Raw genomic sequence first — 20,129 nt, 5'->3', positions numbered from 1 at the left:
AAAATGCCCGCGATACCGCGGGCATTTTTTTCGTCCCTGCCTTGCTGCGAAGGCGCTACACCACGCGCGAATAGCGCGCCCGCGGCACCATGCGGATCGGCTGGGCGCCGTCGTTGGCCGCCACGGCAACGGGATCAGGGGCGCGGGCTGCGTCCTCGCGCAGGTAGCGGTCGAACACCATCGCCACCCGCCGCACCAGCAGCCGGCCCAGCGGCGTTACGGTGATGCGGCCAGGTTCGCGCTGCACCAGGCCGTCCGCTGCCAGGCGATCGAGTTCCTCCAGCTCCGGCGCGAAGTCCTGGTGGAAATCGATGCCGTGCCGGGCTTCCAGCGCCGGCAGCTCGAGCACGCCGTTGCACATCAGGTCGCCAATGATCTCGCGCCGCAGGTGGTCGTCCGCGCTCATTGCCACGCCGCGCGCCAGTGGCAGCCGGCCCGCGTCGAGCGCGCCGTAGTAGTCGTCCAGTGTACGCGCGTTCTGCACGTAGCGCCCCGCGACCGCACCGATCGCCGAGATGCCGAGCCCGATCTGGTCGTAGCCGGCGTGCGTCGAATAGCCCTGGAAATTGCGCTGCAGCCGCCCTTCGCGCTGGGCTACCGCAAGATCGTCGTCAGGCAGCGCGAAGTGGTCCATGCCGATATAGACATAGCCGGCCGCGGTCAGCCGCTCGATGGTCGAGACCAGGATGTCGAGCTTCTCGCCGGCGGGCGGCAGCGCGTTCTCGTCGATGCGGCGCTGCGGCTTGAACGCATGCGGCAGGTGGGCGTAGCTGTAGACCGAGAGCCGGTCTGGGCGCAGCGCCAGCACCTGTTCGATGGTGCGGCCGAAGCGCGCCGCGGTCTGGTGCGGCAGCCCATAGATCAGGTCCAGGCTGACCGAGCGGAAGCCGAGGGCGCGCGCGGCGTCGACCACGGCGCGGGTCTCTTCGAATGGCTGGATGCGGTGGATGGCCTGCTGCACCTCGGGGTCGAAATCCTGCACGCCCAGGCTGACGCGGTTGAAGCCGAGTTCTGCCAGCAGCGCCATGCGTGCGTGGTCGACGCGGCGCGGGTCGATCTCGATCGAATGCTCGCCGTCGGCCGGCAGCTCGAAATGCTGGTGCAGGAGCGCCATCACGCGGCGCATTTCGCCGGGATCGAGGAAGGTCGGCGTGCCGCCGCCCCAGTGCGACTGGATGACGCGGCGGCGCGTGCCGAGCCGGTCGGCCACCAGCGCCATCTCGCGGCCAAGGTAGCTGACGTAGCGCGCGCTGCGGCCGTGGTCGCGGGTGATGATCTTGTTGCAGCCGCAGTAGTAGCAGATGTTCTCGCAGAACGGGATATGCAGGTACAGCGACAGCGGTGCCGGCGCCGCGGCGCGGCAGGCGTCGAGCGCGTCGTGGTACAGCGACAGCTCGGGGGCGTTGCGGAAGCGGTCGGCGGTCGGGTAAGAGGTATAGCGGGGGCCGTTGCCGTCGATGCGGCCGGCCAGTGCGCGGAAGTCGGACAGCGCGCGGCGGTCGAGCGCAGGGGAAGTCATGGCAGGCGGGTTCATGGGGGCGCGGGGGATCGGTTGTATGACGGCCCATCGTAGGACCGCGCCGCGGCCGGCGCGTTGACCGCCGTCAAAGCGCGGCGGAGCAAGGCGCAGCGGCGCACGGATGGCCACTCGCCCGTGGGGGCCGTGCGTCACATCCGTGTCATGCGGACCGGCTACGCTGCGCGCGACCCACGAACGCCCGCCTCGCTCGTTCCTGTTCCGCACCTTTCCCGCTCCGTCTGATGACCCACCTCCTGTCGCCCAGCCCGCGGCCCGGCCATGCGCATCCGCCTTCCGCCAGCAAACGCCGCTTGCTGCTTGCCGCCGCGGCCAGCCTGGCGCTGCCTGTCCATGGCTATGCCCAGGCGCCCGCGCGCCGCACCGTGGTGGTCGGCCACCTGCTCGACCGCACCGGCGCCCAGGCCGACCTGGCGCGCGACTACCTGGCCGGGGCCAAGGTGATGTTCGATGCGGTCAATGCCGGCAACGGCGCGGTGCGCTTCCTCCACGTGGTGCGCGATGCCGATCCCGACCCGCGCCGGGCGGTGGCGCAGGCGGTGGCGCTGGCCGACGGCGACCACGCCGAGCTGCTGTTCGGCCCCGGCGACCGGCTGCTGCCGGCGCTGGCGTCGTCGGCCGAACTGAACCGGCGCGGCGTGCAGATCGTGGCGCCGCTGTCGGGGCTGGCGCTGACCGCCGACAACGTCTGGTTCACCCGCGCCGATTACCAGGCGGAGCTGGACGCAGCGGTCAAGCAGCTACGCAGCTATGGCCTGACCAGCATCGCGCTGGCGGTGGCGGGCGATTTCGCGCCCGGCGACGCGTCAGGCGCGCAATGGCTGGGCCGGCTCGAGGCGCAGACCGGCACGCGCGCGGTGCCGCTGGACGGCAACGCCGATGCCACCGCGCGGCGCATCGCGGCGACCCGCCCGGGCGCGGTGATCGTGGCCGGCGACACGCTGGCCTACGCGGGCCTGGGCCGAGCGCTGGCGGCGCAGGGCTGGTACGGCTTCCTGGTCGGGCTGTCGTCGGTCAGCGCGACCGCGGCGCGTGAAATCCTGGGTAGTGGCTACAACGGTGGCATGGTGCTGACGCAGATTGCGCCCGGCCCGCAGCAGGCCACGCTGCGCGTGGTGAAGGAGCACGTGGCGCGCATGAAGCAGTACCTGGACGAGCCGCCGTCGCCGGCGACGCTGGCGGGCTATATCGGCGCGGCGTGGCTGGCGCGGGCGCTGGCGAGGCTGCGCGGCAGCGGCGTGGCGGAGATGCGGCGCGCGGTAGCGACAGGCGCGCGCGCAGGCCGCCTTCCAGGCGGTTGGTCAGCTTGAGCTCGCCGCCATGGCGCGTGGCGATGTCCGCGGCGATCGACAGGCCCATGCCGACGCCGCCGGTGGCGCGGCTGCGCGACGACTCGATGCGGTAGAACGGCTCCATCACGCGCTGCAGTTCTTCCGGTGGGATGCCGGGGCCATCGTCACAGATATCGATCAGCACGCGCTCCGGGCTGTCGGTCAGCACGATGCTGGCCGCGCCGCCGTAGCGCCGCGCATTCTCCACCAGGTTCACCACCGCGCGCCGCAGGTCGGATGGGCTCGCCAGCAGCGGCTGCGCCTGGCCGCTCAACGCGACCTCATGGCCGGTCTCGGCGGCATCGTCGACCACCGCCTGGAGCAGCGCCAGCACATCGACGCGCTGGCGCGGGCCGCTGGCCTCGTCGCGGTCGCGCAGGTAGTACAGCGTGGCGTCGATCAGGCCGTTCATCTCGGCCAGGTCCTGGCGCAGGCGGTAGCGCACTTCGCCGGCCTGCTTGCCGTCGATGGCGTCCATGCGTTCGATGCGCAGGCTCATGCGCGTCGGCGGCGTGCGCAGATCGTGCGACACCGCGGCCAGGAAGCGCGACTGCTGCGCGAGCTGGTCGCGGATGCGCTGCTGCATATGGTTCAGCGCCTGCGCCGCGGCGCGCGCCTCCGCCGGGCCGGCGCTTTCGTCGAGCGGCGGCGCATGGACGTCCTGCGCCAGCCGGCCGGCGCCGCGAGCGAGCTGTTGTACCGGTCGCGCCAGCAGCCGCGCGCCGCCCCACGAGGCCGCCACGATCGCGGCCACCTGGAACAGCAGGCCGATGTGCGGCGGCCACGGTCCCCGCGTCGCACGGGGCGATGCTGCCGCCGCCAGGCGGACCGCAGCGGTAGGTACGCGCGCCGCCCAAAAAAATGCACCCGCACGCGGTCGCGCCGGGGGCCGAGAACAGGGAAATTCCGAACGCGATGTCCGGTGCGGCGCCAACGCGCCGCAGCACCGCCACGCAAGCGTGGGCAGCACGGCCGTGATGTTATGCGGCGCGATGCCCGCCGTCTTGTCGGCCTGGTAGGGCTTTGTATCAGGACTGTAGGGCGCGGTACTGCAGCGCGCGGCTATTTCAGCGCGCTCAGTCAGCCCGCGGCCGCCTTGCCCGGATTGCCCAGCAGCGCCTTGAGCGCACCGAGCCGGTCCTTGGGGCTCATCGCCGGCGTCTCATCCTTGGGCGCGGGCGCTTCCTCCAGCTTCATCTCGCCGATAAAGCGCGATGGCTGGCACGAGTAGGTCTCGCGCGCGCGCTTGCGCTTCTTGCACCAGCTGATCTGCAGGCTGCGCTGCGCACGGGTGATGCCCACGTACATCAGCCGGCGCTCTTCCTCGATCTTCTCGTCGGTCATGTCCTCGTCTTCGCGGCAGTGGGGCAGGATGCCCTCTTCCACGCCGACCAGGAACACGTGCGGGTATTCCAGCCCCTTGGACGCATGCAGTGTCGACAGCCGCACCGCATCGGGATCTTCCTCGCGGCCTTCGAGCATGCTCATCAGCGCCACGGTCTGCGTGAGCTCGAGCAGGTTCTTGCCTTCGCTGCCGAAGCCGTCGGCATTGCCATAGCCGGTGGCTTCGCCCTCTTCCGTGTTCTCCGGCTTGGTGCCCTTGCGCTTGAGCCAGTCGAGGAATTCCAGCGTATTGGTCCAGCGCGACTGCGCCTGCCGTTCGTCGAAACTGTCGTACAGGTAGGCCTCGTAGTGGATGCCCGCCATCAGGTCGTCCAGCACTTCGGTGGCCGGGTCTTTCGCCGCGCGGTCCGCCAGCCGCACCATCGATTCGCAGAACACGCGCAGCGGCTCCAGCTGGCGCGGCTGCAGTTTGGCTTCGATGCCGCCCATCATCGCCGCTTCGAACAGCGACACCTTGGCCTGGCCGGCAAAGGTACCCAGCACTTCCAGCGTGGTGTTGCCCACACCGCGCCGCGGCGTGGTGATCGCGCGGATAAAGGCCGGATCGTCGTCGGGATTGGCGATCAGGCGCAGGTAGGCGCAGATGTCCTTGATCTCGGCCTTGTCAAAAAAGCTCTGGCCGCCCGACAGCACATAAGGGATGCGCTCGCGCCGCAGGATCTGCTCGAAGAGGCGCGCCTGGTGGTTGCCGCGATACAGGATGGCGTAGTCGCGGAACTGCGCGCGGCGCTCGAACTTGTGCGCGGACAGGCGGAACACCACCGACTCGGCCTCGTGCTCCTCATCGTTCATCGGGTGGATGGCGATGGGGTCGCCCATGCCGTGCTCGCTCCACAGCTTCTTGTCGAACAGCTTGGGATTGTTGGCGATGACCGCGTTGGCCGCCTCCAGGATGCGCACGGTGGAGCGGTAGTTCTGCTCCAGCTTGACCACCTTGAGATCGGGGAAATCGGTCTGCAGCAGGCGCAGGTTGTCCAGGGTGGCGCCGCGCCAGCCATAGATGGCCTGGTCGTCGTCGCCCACCGCGGTGAAGGCCGGCGCGCGCAGGTGCGAGCCGCCTGCCAGCAGCTTGAGCAACTGGTACTGGCAGGCGTTGGTGTCCTGGTATTCGTCGACGAGGAAGTAGCGCAGCCGGTTCTGCCACTTGAGCCGCACGGCTTCGTCGCGCGCGAACAGCTCTGCCGGCAGGCGGATCAGGTCGTCGAAGTCCACCGCCTGGTAGGCGTGCAGCGTGGCCACGTAGTTGCGGTAGACCAGCGCGGCCTGGTGTTCGTCGGCGTTCCCGGAAATCGATGCCTGCGAAATCGCGGCCTCGGGATCGACCATGCCGTTCTTCCACAGCGAGATCATGCTCTGCACGCCGCGGATCAGCTTCTTGTCGGTGGTGCCGAGCTGCTCCTGGATCAGGCCGAAGCAGTCGTCCGAATCCATGATCGAGAACTGCGGCTTCAGGCCCACATGCTCGGCTTCCATGCGCAGGATCTGCACGCCCAGCGAGTGGAAGGTACAGACCGTCAGCTGCTTGAGCGGGATGCGCTTGCCCTCGCGCGTGGTCTTGCCTTCCATCAGCTTGGCGATGCGCTCCTGCATCTCCTTGGCGGCCTTGTTGGTAAAGGTGACGGCGGCGATATGGCGCGGCTCGAAACCCTTGTCCTCGATCAGATGCGCGATCTTCTGCGTGATCACGCGGGTCTTGCCCGAGCCCGCCCCGGCCAGCACCAGGCAAGGCCCGTCCAGGTAGCGGACGGCTTCGGATTGGGCGGAATTCAGGCCATGGGTCATGCGAGGGGCGCGGTTGGAAACGCGGTTGGAGGCGGAAGGGAAATCGGCAAGCCAGGCGGGACGCACCACCCCCTCAAAATCGGAGCGGCGGCAAAGCTGGCGATGTTAACACGCTGGCCGCGCCCGGTCAGTCAGCGCACAGCGCATTGACGGGGCCCACTGTGTCACCGGCGTAACACTTCGTAAGGAGCGGAGCCAATCACCCCGCGCAGCGCTCTAAAGGATGTGCCCACCAGCCTGCGCGGTTGTGCGGACATGCGTGATTCATCACACCGGAGCCAACCAAATGAAAACCCTGCAGACTTTGACCAAGGCGACCCTGATCGGCGCGACGCTGGCGGCCTTTGCCGGTTGCGCGGACATGACCCCGAAGCAACGCAACACCGCCATTGGCGCGGGCGCGGGCGCGGTCGGCGGTGCCATCCTGACCGACGGCAGTGCACTGGGCACGCTGGGTGGCGCGGCGGTAGGCGGCGTGGTCGGTAACGTCATCACCGACGACAACAGGCGGCGCAAGTAAGTACACCCACTGACCCGCCCCTGGCGGCGGGGCGCAGGAACGGGTACAGCCGCCGGGCGGCTTCCGGCCCGGTTTGACAAAGGCCGGGGCCTCCCGTACATTGCGCGCATCCGACCGGGAGAGCGCGCATCATTGCGCCGCCGAAGGGGTATCACCCGAAAACTCTCAGGCACCACGGACCGATCGGATCGGCATGCAACATGCACACAATGCATGCCGCACTCTGGAGAGCGGCACCCGCCATGCATGGCGAGCGTGCCCACCGAAGGGGCGCACGAGAACCGGGATCGACAGGATCCGTCTCGTAATCTCTCAGGTATCGAGGACAGAGGGGTCATCCGCCGCAGCGGATTGCCAGGCCCATTGCGGGCGTGGCGAGCGTTGCGGCGGATGGCCCTTTTTTCGTTTTCGCAACCCGAGATTGCCCCGAGGATTCCATGACGCTCCAGGCCACGCCCCTCAATGCCATCCACCGCGCCCTCGGCGCCCGCATGGTCGACTTCGGCGGCTGGGACATGCCGGTCAACTACGGCTCCCAGATTGAAGAACACAACGCCGTGCGCAGTGACGCCGGCATGTTCGACGTGTCGCACATGTGCGTGGTGGACCTCAGCGGTCCCAATACCCGCGCCTTCCTGCGCGGGCTGCTGGCCAACAACGTCGACAAGCTGCAGACGCCGGGCAAGGCGCTCTACTCCTGCATGCTGGACGAGAACGGCGGCGTGATCGACGACCTGATCGTCTATTTCTTTGCCGAGGACCGCTTCCGCCTGGTGGTCAACGCCAGCACCGCGCTGGGCGATATCGACTGGATCCGCGCGCGCAATGCCGCCATCGGCAGCGGCGTCACCATCACCCCGCGCCGTGACGACGTCGCTCCCGAAGGCGTGCAGCCGCTGGCCATCGTCGCGGTCCAGGGCCCGAATGCCCGCGCCAGGGTGTGGAGCACCTTCCCGTCGACGCAACCTTCCGATGCCCTCAAGCCCTTCAATGCCGTGGTGGTCCAGGACCCCGCCATCGGCGAGATCATGGTCGCGCGCACCGGCTACACCGGCGAAGACGGTTTCGAGCTGGTGGTCCCGGCGGAAAACGTCGCCGCGGTGTGGGAACAACTGAATGCCGCGGGCGTGCGCCCGGCGGGCCTGGGCGCGCGCGATACGCTGCGCCTGGAAGCCGGCATGAACCTGTACGGCCAGGACATGGATATCAACACCTCGCCGCTGGACGCGGGACTGGCGTGGACCGTCGACCTGCAGAGCGAGCGCGACTTCACCGGCAAGGCGGCGCTGGCTGCGGCCGGTTCGCGCCAGCAATTCCTCGGCCTGATCCTTCGCGACAAGGGCGGCGTGCTGCGCGCCCATCAGAAGGTCATCACGCCGGCCGGTGACGGCGAGATCACCAGCGGCACCTTCAGCCCGTCGCTGTCGCAATCGATTGCCTTTGCGCGCCTGCCGCTGGGCGTCAACGTCGGCGACACGGTGCAGGTGGAGATCCGCGACCGCAAACTCAACGCGACTGTGGTTAAACTGCCGTTTGTGCGTAATGGCAAGGCACTCGTGAGCTAAGGGGAAAACCCGCTCACCCAACGGTCGCCCTCGCCTGCCGGCAGTTTCGCCGGGCAGGCATCACCCAACAAAGAACAGATCTGTATCCGGAGAACCTTCATGAATTTCCCCGCTGACCTCAAGTACACCGAGTCGCATGAGTGGGTACGCGTCGAAGCCGACGGCACGCTCACCATCGGCATCACCGACCACGCGCAGGACGCGCTGGGCGACATCGTCTTCCTGGAACTGCCGGAAGTGGGCAAGTCGGTCGGTGCCGGCGATGCGCTGGCGGTGGTGGAGTCGGTGAAGGCCGCTTCCGACATCTACGCCCCGGTGGCCGGCGAAGTGATCGCCGTGAACGAGGCCGCCACGGCCGCGCCGGAAAGCGTCAATGCCGACGCCTTCGACGCCTGGCTGTTCAAGCTCAAGCCCGCCAATGCCGACGACGTCAATGGCCTGATGTCGGCCGACGCGTACAAGGCCAGCGTCGGCGCCTGACGCCGGCCGCGCCGGTCCCCGCGCGGACCGGCCACTGCAGACAGACGCGCGCCGGCCGGCTGACCACCTGCCGACGCGCCCCCCACGAGGTTCTTGCCAATGAACGCCCCGCTTCCCATGAACGCCGCCCAAGGTAACCGGCCCACGCTGGCCGAACTGGAGGCGCGCGACGCCTTCGCCGCCCGCCATATCGGCCCCGATACCCCCGAACAGCAGCACATGCTGAAGGTGCTCGGCTATGACAGCCGCGCCGCGCTGATCGATGCCGTGATCCCCGCCGCCATCCGCCGCCGCGACGGCATGCCGATGGGCGAGTTCACCGAGCCGCTGAGCGAAGAAGCGGCGCTGGCGAAGCTGCGCGGACTGGCACGCAAGAACAAGGTGCTGAAGAGCTTTATCGGCCAGGGCTACTACAACACCGTCACGCCCGCGGTCGTCCTGCGCAATATCTTCGAGAATCCGGCCTGGTACACCGCCTACACGCCGTACCAGCCGGAAATCTCGCAGGGCCGCCTGGAAGCGATGCTGAACTTCCAGCAGATGGTCACCGACCTGACCGGCCTGGATATCGCCAATGCGTCGATGCTGGATGAAGGCACCGCCGCCGCCGAGGCGATGACGCTGCTGCAGCGCGTGAACAAGCACGACTCGAACGTCTTCTTCGTCGCCGACGACGTGCTGCCGCAAACGCTGGAAGTGGTACGCACGCGCGCGCTGCCGCTGGGCATCGAGGTCAAGGTCGGCCCCGCTGCCGACGCCGCTGCCGCCAACGCCTTCGGCGTGCTGCTGCAGTACCCCGGCGTCAACGGTGACATCAAGGATTACCGCGCCATCGCCGCTGCCGTGCACGCCGCCGGTGGCCTGGTGGTCGCTGCGGCCGACCTGCTGGCGCTGACGCTGATCGCCGCGCCCGGCGAATGGGGCGCCGACGTGGCGGTGGGCAACTCGCAGCGCTTCGGCGTGCCGCTGGGCTTCGGCGGCCCGCACGCCGGGTATATGGCGGTCAAGGATGCATTCAAGCGCTCGATGCCGGGCCGCCTGGTGGGCGTCACCATCGACGCGCAAGGCAACAAGGCCTACCGCCTGGCGCTGCAGACGCGCGAGCAGCATATCCGCCGCGAAAAGGCCACCTCCAACATCTGTACCGCGCAGGTGCTGCTGGCGGTGATGGCGTCGATGTACGCGGTCTACCACGGCCCGCAGGGCCTGAAGCGCATCGCGCAGCGTGTGCATCGCCTGACCGCGACGCTGGCCGCCGGCCTGGAAACGCTGGGCTTCGCGCGCACCAATGCCACCTTCTTCGACACGCTGACCGTGGAAACCGGCTTCAATACCGAAGCCATCCACGCCGCCGCCACCGCGCGCGGCATCAACCTGCGCCATGTCAGCGCCACGCGCGTCGGCATCTCGCTGGACGAGACCGCGAACCGCGCCGACGTGGTCGCGCTGTGGGAAATCTTCACGCAAGGCAAGCCGCTGCCCGCGGGCCTGGACTTCGACAAGCTCGAAGCCGCCACGCAGGATGCGTACCCGGCCGAGCTCGCGCGCACCAGCGCATACCTGACGCACCCGGTGTTCAACACGCACCACGCCGAGCACGAAATGCTGCGCTACCTGCGCATGCTGGCCGACAAGGACCTGGCGCTGGACCGCACCATGATCCCGCTGGGCTCGTGCACGATGAAGCTGAACGCCACCAGCGAGATGATCCCGGTGACGTGGCCCGAATTCAGCCAGATCCATCCGTTCGCGCCGCTGGACCAGACCGTGGGCTACCGCGAGATGATCGACCAGCTGGAGGCCATGCTGTGCGCGGCCACCGGCTACGCCGCGGTGAGTCTGCAGCCCAACGCCGGCTCGCAGGGCGAGTATGCGGGCCTGCTGATCATCCACGCCTACCACGCCAGCCGCGGCGAGAGCCATCGCGATATCTGCCTGATCCCGTCGTCGGCGCACGGCACCAACCCGGCGTCGGCGCAGATGGCCGGCATGAAAGTGGTGGTGGTGGCCTGCGATGAAGACGGCAACGTCGACCTGGAAGACCTGGCGAAGAAGGCCGGGCAGCACAGCAAGAACCTGGCGGCCATCATGATCACCTACCCGTCCACGCATGGCGTGTTCGAGCAGGGCGTGCAGCAGATCTGCGAGATCGTGCACCAGCACGGCGGCCAGGTCTATGTCGACGGCGCCAACATGAACGCGATGGTCGGCACCGCCGCGCCGGGCCAGTTCGGCGGCGACGTGTCGCACCTGAACCTGCACAAGACCTTCTGCATCCCGCACGGCGGCGGTGGCCCGGGCGTGGGCCCGGTCGCGGTCGGCGCGCACCTGGCGGACTTCCTGCCCAACCAGGACAGCGTCGGCTATCGCCGCGACGACCGCGGCATCGGCGGCGTGTCGGCGGCACCGTTCGGCTCGGCCAGCATCCTGCCGATCTCGTGGATGTATATCGCGATGATGGGTTCGGCCGGCCTGACCGCCGCCACCGAGAATGCGATCCTGGCGGCCAACTATGTCGCCAAGCGCCTGGCGCCGTACTACCCGGTGCTGTACACGGGCCAGCACGACCTGGTCGCGCACGAGTGCATCCTGGACCTGCGCCCGCTGCAGAAGGACACCGGCATCAGCAATGAAGACGTGGCCAAGCGCCTGATGGACTACGGCTTCCACGCCCCGACCATGAGCTTCCCGGTGCCGGGCACGCTGATGATCGAGCCGACCGAGAGCGAGGCGCTGCACGAGCTGGACCGCTTTATCGACGCGATGATCGCGATCCGCCAGGAAATCGGCCGCGTTGCCGACGGCACCTTCGATCGCGACGACAACCCGCTCAAGCACGCCCCGCACACCGCCGCGGTGGTGACGGCCAACGAGTGGACCCACAAGTACACGCGCGAAGAAGCCGCCTACCCCGTGGCCTCGCTGCGCACGCAGAAGTACTGGCCGCCGGTCGGCCGTGCCGACAACGTGTACGGCGACCGCAACCTGTTCTGCGCCTGCGTGCCGGTCAGCGATTACGTGGTGGACTGAGGCGTAGCGCCGCCGCACCCGCGGCGGCCGCCAACGCACTATGCTCGAGATGACGGGCATCGCGGTGTCGCGGTGCCCGTCGCGGCCACGCCAACCCACCAAAAAAAAGAGCCTCTTCAGGGCCATCCCATTGCTGGAGACATTCCGTGGCAGTCAGCGTCTTTGATCTGTTCAAGGTGGGTATCGGCCCGTCGAGCTCGCATACCGTGGGCCCGATGCGCGCGGCCCTGATGTTCGCGCAGGGGCTGGAGCGCGACGGCCTGCTGCCCCAGGTGGCCAGCGTGCGCGCCGAGCTCTATGGCTCGCTGGGCGCCACCGGCAAGGGCCACGGCACCGACAAGGGCGTGATCCTCGGCCTGATGGGCGAGGCGCCCGACACCATCGATCCCGACTCCATCGACGCGCGCCTGGCTGCCTTGCGCGCCAGCCGCGAGTTGTCGCTGCTGGGCAGGCACGTCGTGCCCTTCGTCGAGAAGGAGCACATCGCCTTCTACCGGCGCGAAGCGATGGCCGAGCATCCCAACGGCATGAAGTTCCACGCCTTCGATGCCAGCGGCGCGTCGCTGCGCGAGGCGCGCTACCTGTCGGTCGGCGGCGGCTTCGTGGTCACCGCGGGCGCGCCCAATACGCAGGTGCTCAATGCCGCGCAGCAGTTGCCGCACCCGTTCCGCAGCGGCAAGGACATGCTGGAGATGGCCAATGCCAGCGGCAAGAGCATTGCGCGGCTGATGATGGAGAACGAGCTGACGTGGCGCAGCGAAGAGGAAGTCGTCAACGGCCTGCTGCATATCTGGGACGTGATGCAGGCATGCGTGGCGCGCGGCTGCCGCACCGACGGCGAGCTGCCGGGGCCGTTCCGGGTCAAGCGGCGCGCGCCGGAGCTGTTTCGCAGCCTGACCGAGCGCGCCGAGCGCACGCTGTCCGATCCGCTGTCGGTGATGGACTGGGTCAACCTGTACGCCATCGCCGTCAATGAAGAAAACGCCGCCGGCGGGCGGGTAGTCACCGCGCCGACCAACGGCGCGGCCGGCATCATTCCGGCGGTGCTGCACTACTACGACCGCTTCGTGCCGGGCGCCAACAAGCAGGGCGTGGTCGACTTCCTGCTGACCGCCGGCGCGATCGGGCTGCTGTACAAGCTCAATGCGTCGATCTCGGGCGCCGAGGTCGGCTGCCAGGGCGAGGTCGGCGTGGCCTGCTCGATGGCCGCGGGTGCGCTGGCGGCGGTGCAGGGCGGCACGCCCGCGCAGGTGGAGAATGCCGCCGAGATCGGCATGGAGCACAATCTGGGCCTCACCTGCGACCCCGTCGGCGGCCTGGTGCAGATCCCGTGCATCGAGCGCAATGCGATGGCATCGGTCAAGGCCGTCAATGCGGCGCGCATGGCGTTGCGCGGCGACGGCACGCATTACGTCTCGCTCGACTCGGTGATCAAGACCATGCGCGAGACGGGGGCGGATATGAAGACGAAGTACAAGGAAACGGCGCGGGGCGGCCTGGCGGTGAATATCGTGGAGTGCTAGCAGCAAACGGGGGCATTTCAGCCTTGCCAGCGGCGTATCATTTCCCCATTCCCCGCTCGCAAAAAAAGAGGGCGCCATGCAGACCTTCCACCAGCTCTTCGACGAAACCTCGTCGACGTTCACCTACCTGCTGATCGACGCCGCCACCGGGGAGGCACTGCTGATCGACCCGGTGGATCACCAGCTGGAGCGCGACATGGCGCTGCTGCGCGACACCGGCGCGCGGCTCACCTGGGTGATCGAGACCCATGCCCACGCCGACCACATCACCTCGGCCGGCCACCTTGCGCTGCAGACCGGCGCGCACACCGCGGCGCCATCGGGCTGCGATATCAAGCCCGCGCAGAAACAATTGATCGACGGCGACATGGTCGCATTCGGCAAGCAGGTGCTGCGTGCGATCCATACGCCCGGACACACCGCCGGCAGCATGAGCTACCTGTGGGAAGAGCCCACCTCCGACGGCATCGTGCGCCGCGTCTTCACCGGCGATGCGCTGCTGATCGATGGCTGCGGCCGCACCGATTTCCAGTCGGGCGATGCCGGCACGCTGTACGACAGCCTCACGAAGAAACTCTTCGCGCTGCCCGACGACACGCTGGTCTATCCCGCCCACGACTACCAGGGCAACACCTCGTCCACCATCGGCCGGGAACGCGCGCACAACAGCCGCGTCGCCGGACGCACGCGCGAGGAGTTCATCGCGATGATGCGCAACCTGAATCTGCCGCGGCCGAAGCTGATCGATATCGCCGTGCCCGCCAACCAGCGCCTGGGCTTGCGCGATGGCGAGAGCGTGCCGCACGGCGCCTGAATGCTTCCCAACGTCTGGAGTCATTGCATGTCCGCCTATACCGCCGAAGTCCTGTGGGAACGCAACGGCCAGGATTTCACCGGCAACCGCTACAGCCGCAGGCACCTGCTGCGCTTTGACGGCGGCGCCGAAGTCCCGGGTTCGTCATCGCCCCATGTGGTGCCGCTGCCGATGTCGGACGAGAGCGCGGTCGATCCGGAGGAGATGTTCATCGCCTCGCTCTCGAGCTGCCATATGCTGTTTTTCCTGTCGCTGGCAGCCAGGCAGCGCTTTGTCGTCGACCGCTATGTCGATGCGGCCACCGGTGTGATGGAAAAGAATGCCGAAGGCCAGACGGTCATGACGGTGGTCACGCTGCGCCCGCAGGTAACCTTCGGCGGCGAGCGCGAGCCGACGCGCGAGGAACTCGACGCGCTGCACCACGCCGCGCATGACGCCTGCTTTATCGCCAACTCGGTCAGGACCGAGGTGCGTTGCGAGCCGGTGGTCGCCGGCAAATAGTCGTTGCCATGTCCGCCACCGCCGCGGCGCAGGCTTCAGCGGGACCGGCACCGCCACGGCGCCGGAAGCGCTTCTGGTCGCTTGCCGTTGTCGGCGCCGTGCTGCTCACCGGAATCAGCATGCTGCAGGATCACTTCCTCTACTTTCCCGACAAGGCGCCGCTCACCGAGATGGTGGCCGGCGGTCTGCGCGCGTGGCCGGGACCGGACGACTTTCGCGGACTGGTGGCCGAACCGCAGGGGCAAGTGCGCGCCACCGCCATGGTCTTCCACGGCAACGCCGGGCATGCCGGCCATCGCGATTACTACGCGAACGCGCTGAACCGGCTGGGGATCCGCGTGATCCTCGCCGAGTACCCGGGGTACGGTCCGCGCGATGGCGCGCTTGGCGAACGCAGCTTCGTCGCCGATGCCGAACAGGCCATTGCGCTGGCGCGGCGCCAGTTCGGCGAACCGTTGCTGCTGATCGGCGAATCGCTGGGCGCCGGCGTGGCCGCCGCAGCCGCGGCACGCCAGCGTGAGCATGTCGCGGGGCTGCTGCTGATCACCCCGTGGGACAAGCTGTCCCACCTCGCCTCGCATCACTACCCCTGGCTGCCGTCAGGCCTGCTGCTGCGCGACCGCTACGACACCAGCGCCAACCTGGCCGGCTTCGGCAAGCCCGTGATGGTGGCGGTGGCCGAGCGCGACACCATCGTGCCGGCGCGCTTCGGCCGCGCGCTCTACGACACGCTGGGCGAACCCAGGCGGCTGACGGTGATCGACGGCGCCGGCCACAACGACTGGGCCGGGCACGTCGACGCGGGCTGGTGGCGCGAGGCGCTGGCCTTCCTGCTGCCGGCGCAACGCTGACAGGCGGTCAGGACGCCCAGCGATCGCACGCCTTGCGCACGGTCTCGCGCTGGCTGCGCGCATCGGCATCGGTCTGGCGCAGCCATTCGGCATCGCCATCGCGGCGTTCGGCCATGGCGCGGATATTGGCCAGCGCTTCGAGCGAACCCAGGGCCTCGGCATGCGGCACCAGCGCGTCGCAGATCGACAGGATATGGTCGGCGATCGGCATGCGCGTCAGTTCGTTGGGATGCACGTATTCGCCGTCGAGCCCGAAACGGCACGCCTGGAAGCGGTTGAAGGTGTACACCAGGTAGTCGTCTTCCTGCGGCATGAAGGGGCGCGACAGCAGCAGGTAGCGCGCCAGCATCTGGATATAGGCGGCGATATCGCAGGCGCGCTGCACCGTCAGCGGCGTGTCCATCACGCGGACTTCGATGGTGCCGAATTCCGGCTTGGGGCGGATATCCCAGTAGAAGTCCTTCATGCTTTCGATCACGCCCGTGTTGCGCATCTTCTCGAAGTAAGCGGTGAAGGCGTCCCACGTCAGCAGGAACGGCGCGCGCCCGCTCATCGGGAAGGCCGCGACCGAGTTCAGCCGCGCCGAGGCAAAACCGGTATCGACGCCCTGCACATAGGGCGACGACGCCGCCAGCGCGACGAAGTGCGGCACGTAGCGGCCGATCGCATGCAGCAGGAACAGCGACTCGTCCGCGGTCGGGCAGCCGATATGCACGTGCTGGCCGAACACGGTGAACTGCTTGGCAAGGTAGCCGTACAGCTCAGAGATGTACTGGTAGCGTGGCGAGTTCGAGATGGTGCGGTCGGACCATTGCTGGAACGGGTGGGTACCGCCGCCGGCAATACCCAGGTTGAGCGAGCGCGATGCCGCCACCATCAGGTCGCGCATCGTGGTCAGCTCCTCCAGCGCCTGCTGGTAGCTGTGGCAGATGCCGGTACTGATCTCGATCATCGACGGACTGATCTCCGGCTTGATGTCGCCGGCGTGCACGGCACCCTTGAGCGCGCGCAGCAGGTCGGGCGCGAACGGCGCCAGGTCGTAGTCATGACGGTTGACGAGCTGCAGCTCCAGCTCCACGCCGAAGGTCAGTGCTTCGGATTGCTTGAACGGTTCGAGCGACATCAGCGCCCTCCTCCATTGCTGCGCATATCGCCGCGAACCTCGCCAGCGAAGCGCAGTGCCCAGGCCGCGATCACGGGGCCGAGCAGTTGTTCGATTGCCAGCGCGCACAGGATGATGGCGGCCAGCGGTTGTCCGGTTCCCGGGTAAAGGCGAGCGACGTCGCTCATCAGCAGGTAGGCCAGGCCCGACATCGGCGCCAGCGCCAGCCCCAGCGCCATGCACTGGCGCATGCTCAGGCCCGAGAACGAGCCCAGCGACACCACGCCGGCCAGTTTGGCGGTGTGGCGCAGCAGTACCAGCACAACGGCATAGATGCCGCCCACGGCCCAGTCATTCACGGTCAGCGGCAGGCCCAGCGACACCACCATCACGATGATCAGCAGGCTGCCGGCGCTGCCGAAGTGCGGCGGCCACACATGCGGCTGGCTGTCCTGGTGCTTGAACACCACACCAGCCAGCATCAGCGTCAGCGGCATCGACAATTTTAGTACCCGGGTCAGCGCCAGCGTGAACAGCACCAGCCCCACCAGCACCAGGAAGCTGTAGTGGTCGTCGGCCGACATGCGGTCATAGATGGCGTGGCCGATCTTGCCGACCACCCACGCCAGCAGGCACGAGCCCACCAGCAGATACAGCGGATGCAGCAGCGCCGCGCCGATATTGCCGTATTCGGAGTGCAGCCAGCCGGTGGCGACCTGCACGATCGCGGCGGCGTAGATACTGTTCAGCGCCGCCATCGCCAGCAGGCGCTCGGTGACCTGCCCTTCGGCGCGCAGCTCGTTCTTGAGCTGCAGCACGATGGTGGGCGAGGTGCTGACCGCGATACCTCCGGCCAGGATCGCCACAACCGGCGAGGCGCCGATCCATTGCAGCACCGCCGCCACCAGGCCCCAGGTCAGCAGGCTTTCGAAGGCGCTGGTCAGCAGCAGCCAGCGGTTGGCGCGCAGCCAGGTGAGGGAAAGTCGGTGGCCCAGTTCGAACAGGGCCAGCGCCAGCGCCATATCAATCAGGATACGGGTCTGGTTGATCATGTTCTGGTCGACGATGCCGCGGCCCAGCATGCCGGCAAAGAGGCCGGCCACGGCATAGCCGACGATGCGCGGGCAGCGCAGCCAGCGCCGGCTCACCTCGCCTGCGAGGCCGGCTCCGACCAGCGCCAGTCCGACCCAGAAAAGGCCACCTGGCGCGAGCGGGAGGCTGGGGAAAAGTTGGCTCAGTCCATTCATGGCCGACATGGTAATGTAAGGACAACACAATCCATGTCAGTGATTGTCCGACACCGCACCAAACAGTGCGCGTACTTCGGTCAACTTCTGGCAAAAAACGCCATCTTTCAGATGGCGTTTTTTACATTTGATACAGGTTCAGCCGCTTCGCAGGGGCCGTGAGACGTTTCAGACGCCCCAGACCTTCCACTTCGGCCGGGTCGCCTTCAGCGCGGTTTCCACTTGCGTGTACAGCGTTCTGGTCTGCCCCTGCGCACCACCGCGTGCGCGGGCCTTGTCGAAGTAGCCCAAGGCCGTCTCGCGCTGGTCCAGTCCAAGTGCGGATTCCACCGCGCGCAGGCAGACTTCGGCGTCCCAGTCGTCACGCACCGCGAAGGCCGCGGCAAAGTCGGCCATGGCGGCGTCATGGCGCTGCGCCGCGTTATGCACGAGTGCGCGCTGCACGCGCGGGCCGGCCTGGTCCCAGGGATCGCCCTCGGTCAGCACGACCGCCTGCTCGAACAGCGGCAAGGCACGCTCGGACTCGCCCAGGTCGCGCCAGACCTGGCCGAAGCGGTTGTACAGCCAGGCATCCTCCACCAGCAGCGCACGGCGTTGCTGGGTTTCGATCTCGGCGATCGCATCGGTGCGGTCATGCTCGTCCATGCCGGCCATGCGTCCCTGCAGCAGCATGGCGTAGTGCGCACGGGCGTGCGCCATCGGGTGCGCGGCCTCGCTGCGCGCTTCCACCGGCAGCGCGTCGAGGCGCGCGTCCATATGCATCATCGCGGCGCGCGCGGCCTCGGTCGGCTCGGCGCCGCCCATCGCCTTCCAGGCCGCGATCAGGCGGCTGAAGGCCCACGTCACGTCGGCGGGGTTGCGCTCGAGCGGATAGCGGTTGAGCACTTCGCCGGCCAGCTCCGCCACCTTCTGGTGCTGACCCGCGCCGGCGTGGCAGTCGAGCAGGTCGATCCAATGGTCAATGAACTCACTGGCGGCCATGCCCTGGCGGTGCAGCGCGATGCGCTCTTCCAGGTGTGCCGCGTCGGCCGGCAGGCTGCGCGACAGCAGCCGGCACAGCAGCGAATAGACATGCGGGTCGGCATTGCCGCCATGGCCCGCGGCATCGCCCTGCCCGGTGGCGAAATACTGGTCGAAGCGCGCCACGCCGTTGCGGCAGGCCTGCACCAGCACGGGCCGCAGCGCGGCCTCGGATGCGGGCACCTCGTCGATGAATTCGCCCAGCGCCATCGCGGCGCGGTGATAGGCGGCGCCGTCGTCGGACTTGTCGGTCAGGTTGAAGCGCAGCCAGGGCTCGCGCTCCGCGTTCTGGGCGCTGTCGCCGGCCTGCGCCAGCTGGTGGCGCCAGGTCAGCTCGCGTACCTGGCTCTGCGGGTCGGGCACCTGGCGCTGGTAGACCGCCAGGTCGTCGAGCGCGCCCTGGGTGTCGCCGACGCCATGGCGCAGCGGCGCGCGCAGCCGGCGCGCTTCGGGGTGATCGGGGTGTTCGGCCAGCACGCGCGCGGCCTGGTCGGCGGCCACGGCGTCGCCGGCCGCGGGGGCGAGTTCCAGCAGGTGCGGGTTGTCCAGCGCCACGCGGCCCAGGCAGACGCGCATCAGCGGCTCCACCGGCACGCCGGCGGCCTCGGCGCGGGCGATATAGTCGCGCACCAGCGGCGCGATATCGTCGGCGCCCAGGTCCGGGTTGCGGAACATCAGGTCATGCCAGTAACGCGCCGCCGCGGCCATGTCGCCCATGCGGAAGGCGGACAGGCCGGCGTGGAAGTGCGCGGGCCATTCGCCCGACAGCAGCCCGCTGCGCTGCGCCGCCTCGTGCAGCCACGGGCGCGCCTCGGCATCGCGGCCCAGGCTCATGAGCATGGCGCCGTAGCGGTGCGCGATCACGCCGCGCGAGGCCCAGCGGTGCGGCGGCTGCAGCGGCAGCGTGTCGAGCCGCGCCAGCGCCTCATCCAGCACCGCCAGCGCCGTGGCCGCGTCGCCGCTGTCGAAGTGCAGCCGCGCGCGCAGCATGACGAAGTCGACCACTTCCGGACGGGCCTGCGCCAACTGGTCGGCAATCTGCAGCGCTTCGGCAAAGCGCCCTTCGTTGGCTAGCCCGATGGCGTGGTCGTAGCTGGCTTCCTGCTGGGACACGTACTGCTCCTATGGATGATGTGCGAGTGCGGGATTATGCGCCAATGATGGCGAACCGCATCGGGACACCAACGGCCGGAAGCAGGGATTCTTGAGGGAAAGGCGAAAACACAGAAGGGGAGCGCGGTTTTGGGTGCGCCCAAGCCGCCCGAACTCGCCTAAGCAAGGTGTTCTCCCTCTCCCCTCGGGGACCTCGGGGGGAGAGGGCTGGGGAGAGGGGTGGGCTAGCAAGGAGCCACATCAAGCGAAGCCAACGGTTTTAACCCACGTACGTCAGCCGTTGACACTCCTGCCCCCACCCCTCTCCCG

The 20,129-nt window shown here is 68.3% G+C and carries 14 protein-coding genes, 1 pseudogene and 2 riboswitches; of the genes and pseudogenes, 9 read left to right on the top strand and 6 right to left on the bottom strand.

All coding sequences use genetic code 11. The features are described from left to right. Positions 1–55 precede the first annotated feature (55 nt). On the bottom strand, positions 56–1,534 hold the full coding sequence (hemN, locus tag AB1I47_RS05180; protein WP_354682700.1) for an oxygen-independent coproporphyrinogen III oxidase: 1,479 nt from the start codon (positions 1,532–1,534) through the stop codon (positions 56–58). A gap of 227 nt (positions 1,535–1,761) precedes the next feature. Between hemN and AB1I47_RS05175 the strand changes: the two genes are divergently transcribed. Further along, positions 1,762–2,847, top strand: coding sequence for an ABC transporter substrate-binding protein (locus tag AB1I47_RS05175; protein ID WP_354682699.1), 1,086 nt, complete (start codon positions 1,762–1,764; stop codon positions 2,845–2,847). On the opposite strand, the pseudogene AB1I47_RS05170 reads toward AB1I47_RS05175, so the two are convergent. Together AB1I47_RS05170 and AB1I47_RS05165 are read right to left on the bottom strand one after the other, a co-directional pair. Further along, positions 2,789–3,661 (bottom strand): annotated as a pseudogene (locus AB1I47_RS05170) (ATP-binding protein); the annotation flags it as partial. The gene AB1I47_RS05175 and the pseudogene AB1I47_RS05170 sit on opposite strands and share 59 nt — an antisense overlap. A gap of 287 nt (positions 3,662–3,948) precedes the next feature. Continuing rightward, entirely contained in the window at positions 3,949–6,054 is a 2,106-nt protein-coding gene (locus AB1I47_RS05165; protein ID WP_354682698.1) for a UvrD-helicase domain-containing protein, read from the bottom strand. Positions 6,055–6,340: 286 nt separating this feature from the next. Between AB1I47_RS05165 and AB1I47_RS05160 the strand changes: the two genes are divergently transcribed. The 8 genes from AB1I47_RS05160 (at position 6,341) to AB1I47_RS05125 (ending at position 15,338) form a co-directional block, all read left to right on the top strand. Further along, positions 6,341–6,574 (top strand): glycine zipper domain-containing protein, encoded by a 234-nt coding sequence (locus tag AB1I47_RS05160; RefSeq protein ID WP_354682697.1) that lies wholly within the window; start codon positions 6,341–6,343, stop codon positions 6,572–6,574. A gap of 105 nt (positions 6,575–6,679) precedes the next feature. Then, a riboswitch (glycine riboswitch) is annotated at positions 6,680–6,766 on the top strand. A gap of 21 nt (positions 6,767–6,787) precedes the next feature. Beyond that, a riboswitch (glycine riboswitch) is annotated at positions 6,788–6,913 on the top strand. 98 nt (positions 6,914–7,011) lie between these two features. After that, a complete protein-coding gene (gene gcvT / locus AB1I47_RS05155; protein WP_354682696.1) occupies positions 7,012–8,139 on the top strand; it encodes a glycine cleavage system aminomethyltransferase GcvT in 1,128 nt (375 codons plus the stop codon). A 99-nt stretch (positions 8,140–8,238) separates the two neighbouring features. Further along, entirely contained in the window at positions 8,239–8,619 is a 381-nt protein-coding gene (gcvH, locus tag AB1I47_RS05150) for a glycine cleavage system protein GcvH (protein ID WP_011299457.1), read from the top strand. Positions 8,620–8,718: 99 nt separating this feature from the next. Further along, complete coding sequence (gcvP, locus tag AB1I47_RS05145) at positions 8,719–11,649, top strand: aminomethyl-transferring glycine dehydrogenase (protein ID WP_354682695.1); 2,931 nt, start codon at positions 8,719–8,721, stop codon at positions 11,647–11,649. Positions 11,650–11,795: 146 nt separating this feature from the next. Continuing rightward, the gene (locus tag AB1I47_RS05140) at positions 11,796–13,172 is read left to right on the top strand and encodes an L-serine ammonia-lyase (protein WP_354682694.1); all 1,377 of its coding nucleotides are present in this window, start codon (positions 11,796–11,798) and stop codon (positions 13,170–13,172) included. 76 nt (positions 13,173–13,248) lie between these two features. Beyond that, positions 13,249–13,986: an MBL fold metallo-hydrolase gene (locus AB1I47_RS05135; RefSeq protein ID WP_354682693.1), complete on the top strand. Its 738-nt coding sequence runs from the start codon at positions 13,249–13,251 to the stop codon at positions 13,984–13,986. Positions 13,987–14,013: 27 nt separating this feature from the next. Continuing rightward, positions 14,014–14,487, top strand: a complete 474-nt coding sequence (locus AB1I47_RS05130) for an OsmC family protein (protein WP_354682692.1) — start codon at positions 14,014–14,016, stop codon at positions 14,485–14,487. A gap of 8 nt (positions 14,488–14,495) precedes the next feature. Next, positions 14,496–15,338 (top strand): alpha/beta hydrolase, encoded by an 843-nt coding sequence (locus tag AB1I47_RS05125; RefSeq protein ID WP_407935797.1) that lies wholly within the window; start codon positions 14,496–14,498, stop codon positions 15,336–15,338. A 7-nt stretch (positions 15,339–15,345) separates the two neighbouring features. On the opposite strand, the gene AB1I47_RS05120 is transcribed toward AB1I47_RS05125, so the two are convergent. From AB1I47_RS05120 to AB1I47_RS05110, 3 genes are all read right to left on the bottom strand, one after another. Beyond that, positions 15,346–16,461 carry a YbdK family carboxylate-amine ligase gene (locus AB1I47_RS05120; RefSeq protein ID WP_354682691.1) on the bottom strand — a complete coding sequence of 372 codons (1,116 nt, stop codon included), beginning with the start codon at positions 16,459–16,461 and terminating at the stop codon, positions 15,346–15,348. After that, a complete protein-coding gene (locus AB1I47_RS05115) occupies positions 16,461–17,696 on the bottom strand; it encodes a cation:proton antiporter (RefSeq protein ID WP_354682690.1) in 1,236 nt (411 codons plus the stop codon). Before AB1I47_RS05115 ends, AB1I47_RS05120 begins: the two co-directional genes overlap by 1 nt. A gap of 159 nt (positions 17,697–17,855) precedes the next feature. Beyond that, positions 17,856–19,820 (bottom strand): hypothetical protein, encoded by a 1,965-nt coding sequence (locus AB1I47_RS05110; protein WP_354682689.1) that lies wholly within the window; start codon positions 19,818–19,820, stop codon positions 17,856–17,858. Positions 19,821–20,129: the final 309 nt, after the last annotated feature.

Source organism: Cupriavidus necator, assembly GCF_040578825.1.
In the GTDB taxonomy this organism is placed as follows: Bacteria; Pseudomonadota; Gammaproteobacteria; order Burkholderiales; family Burkholderiaceae; genus Cupriavidus; species Cupriavidus necator_E.
Note: the sequence above shows the minus strand (reverse complement) of the source record. Positions and strands in the feature narration are given on the sequence as shown.

Bases quoted from the DNA above. Each gene is read 5' to 3' on its own strand.
- hemN (WP_354682700.1), bottom strand. From the start codon at position 1,534: ATGAACCCGCCTGCCATGACTTCCCCTGCGCTCGACCGCCGCGCGCTG.
- AB1I47_RS05175 (WP_354682699.1), top strand. From the start codon at position 1,762: ATGACCCACCTCCTGTCGCCCAGCCCGCGGCCCGGCCATGCGCATCCG.
- AB1I47_RS05165 (WP_354682698.1), bottom strand. From the start codon at position 6,054: ATGACCCATGGCCTGAATTCCGCCCAATCCGAAGCCGTCCGCTACCTG.
- AB1I47_RS05160 (WP_354682697.1), top strand. From the start codon at position 6,341: ATGAAAACCCTGCAGACTTTGACCAAGGCGACCCTGATCGGCGCGACG.
- gcvT (WP_354682696.1), top strand. From the start codon at position 7,012: ATGACGCTCCAGGCCACGCCCCTCAATGCCATCCACCGCGCCCTCGGC.
- gcvH (WP_011299457.1), top strand. From the start codon at position 8,239: ATGAATTTCCCCGCTGACCTCAAGTACACCGAGTCGCATGAGTGGGTA.
- gcvP (WP_354682695.1), top strand. From the start codon at position 8,719: ATGAACGCCCCGCTTCCCATGAACGCCGCCCAAGGTAACCGGCCCACG.
- AB1I47_RS05135 (WP_354682693.1), top strand. From the start codon at position 13,249: ATGCAGACCTTCCACCAGCTCTTCGACGAAACCTCGTCGACGTTCACC.
- AB1I47_RS05130 (WP_354682692.1), top strand. From the start codon at position 14,014: ATGTCCGCCTATACCGCCGAAGTCCTGTGGGAACGCAACGGCCAGGAT.
- AB1I47_RS05125 (WP_407935797.1), top strand. From the start codon at position 14,496: ATGTCCGCCACCGCCGCGGCGCAGGCTTCAGCGGGACCGGCACCGCCA.
- AB1I47_RS05120 (WP_354682691.1), bottom strand. From the start codon at position 16,461: ATGTCGCTCGAACCGTTCAAGCAATCCGAAGCACTGACCTTCGGCGTG.
- AB1I47_RS05115 (WP_354682690.1), bottom strand. From the start codon at position 17,696: ATGTCGGCCATGAATGGACTGAGCCAACTTTTCCCCAGCCTCCCGCTC.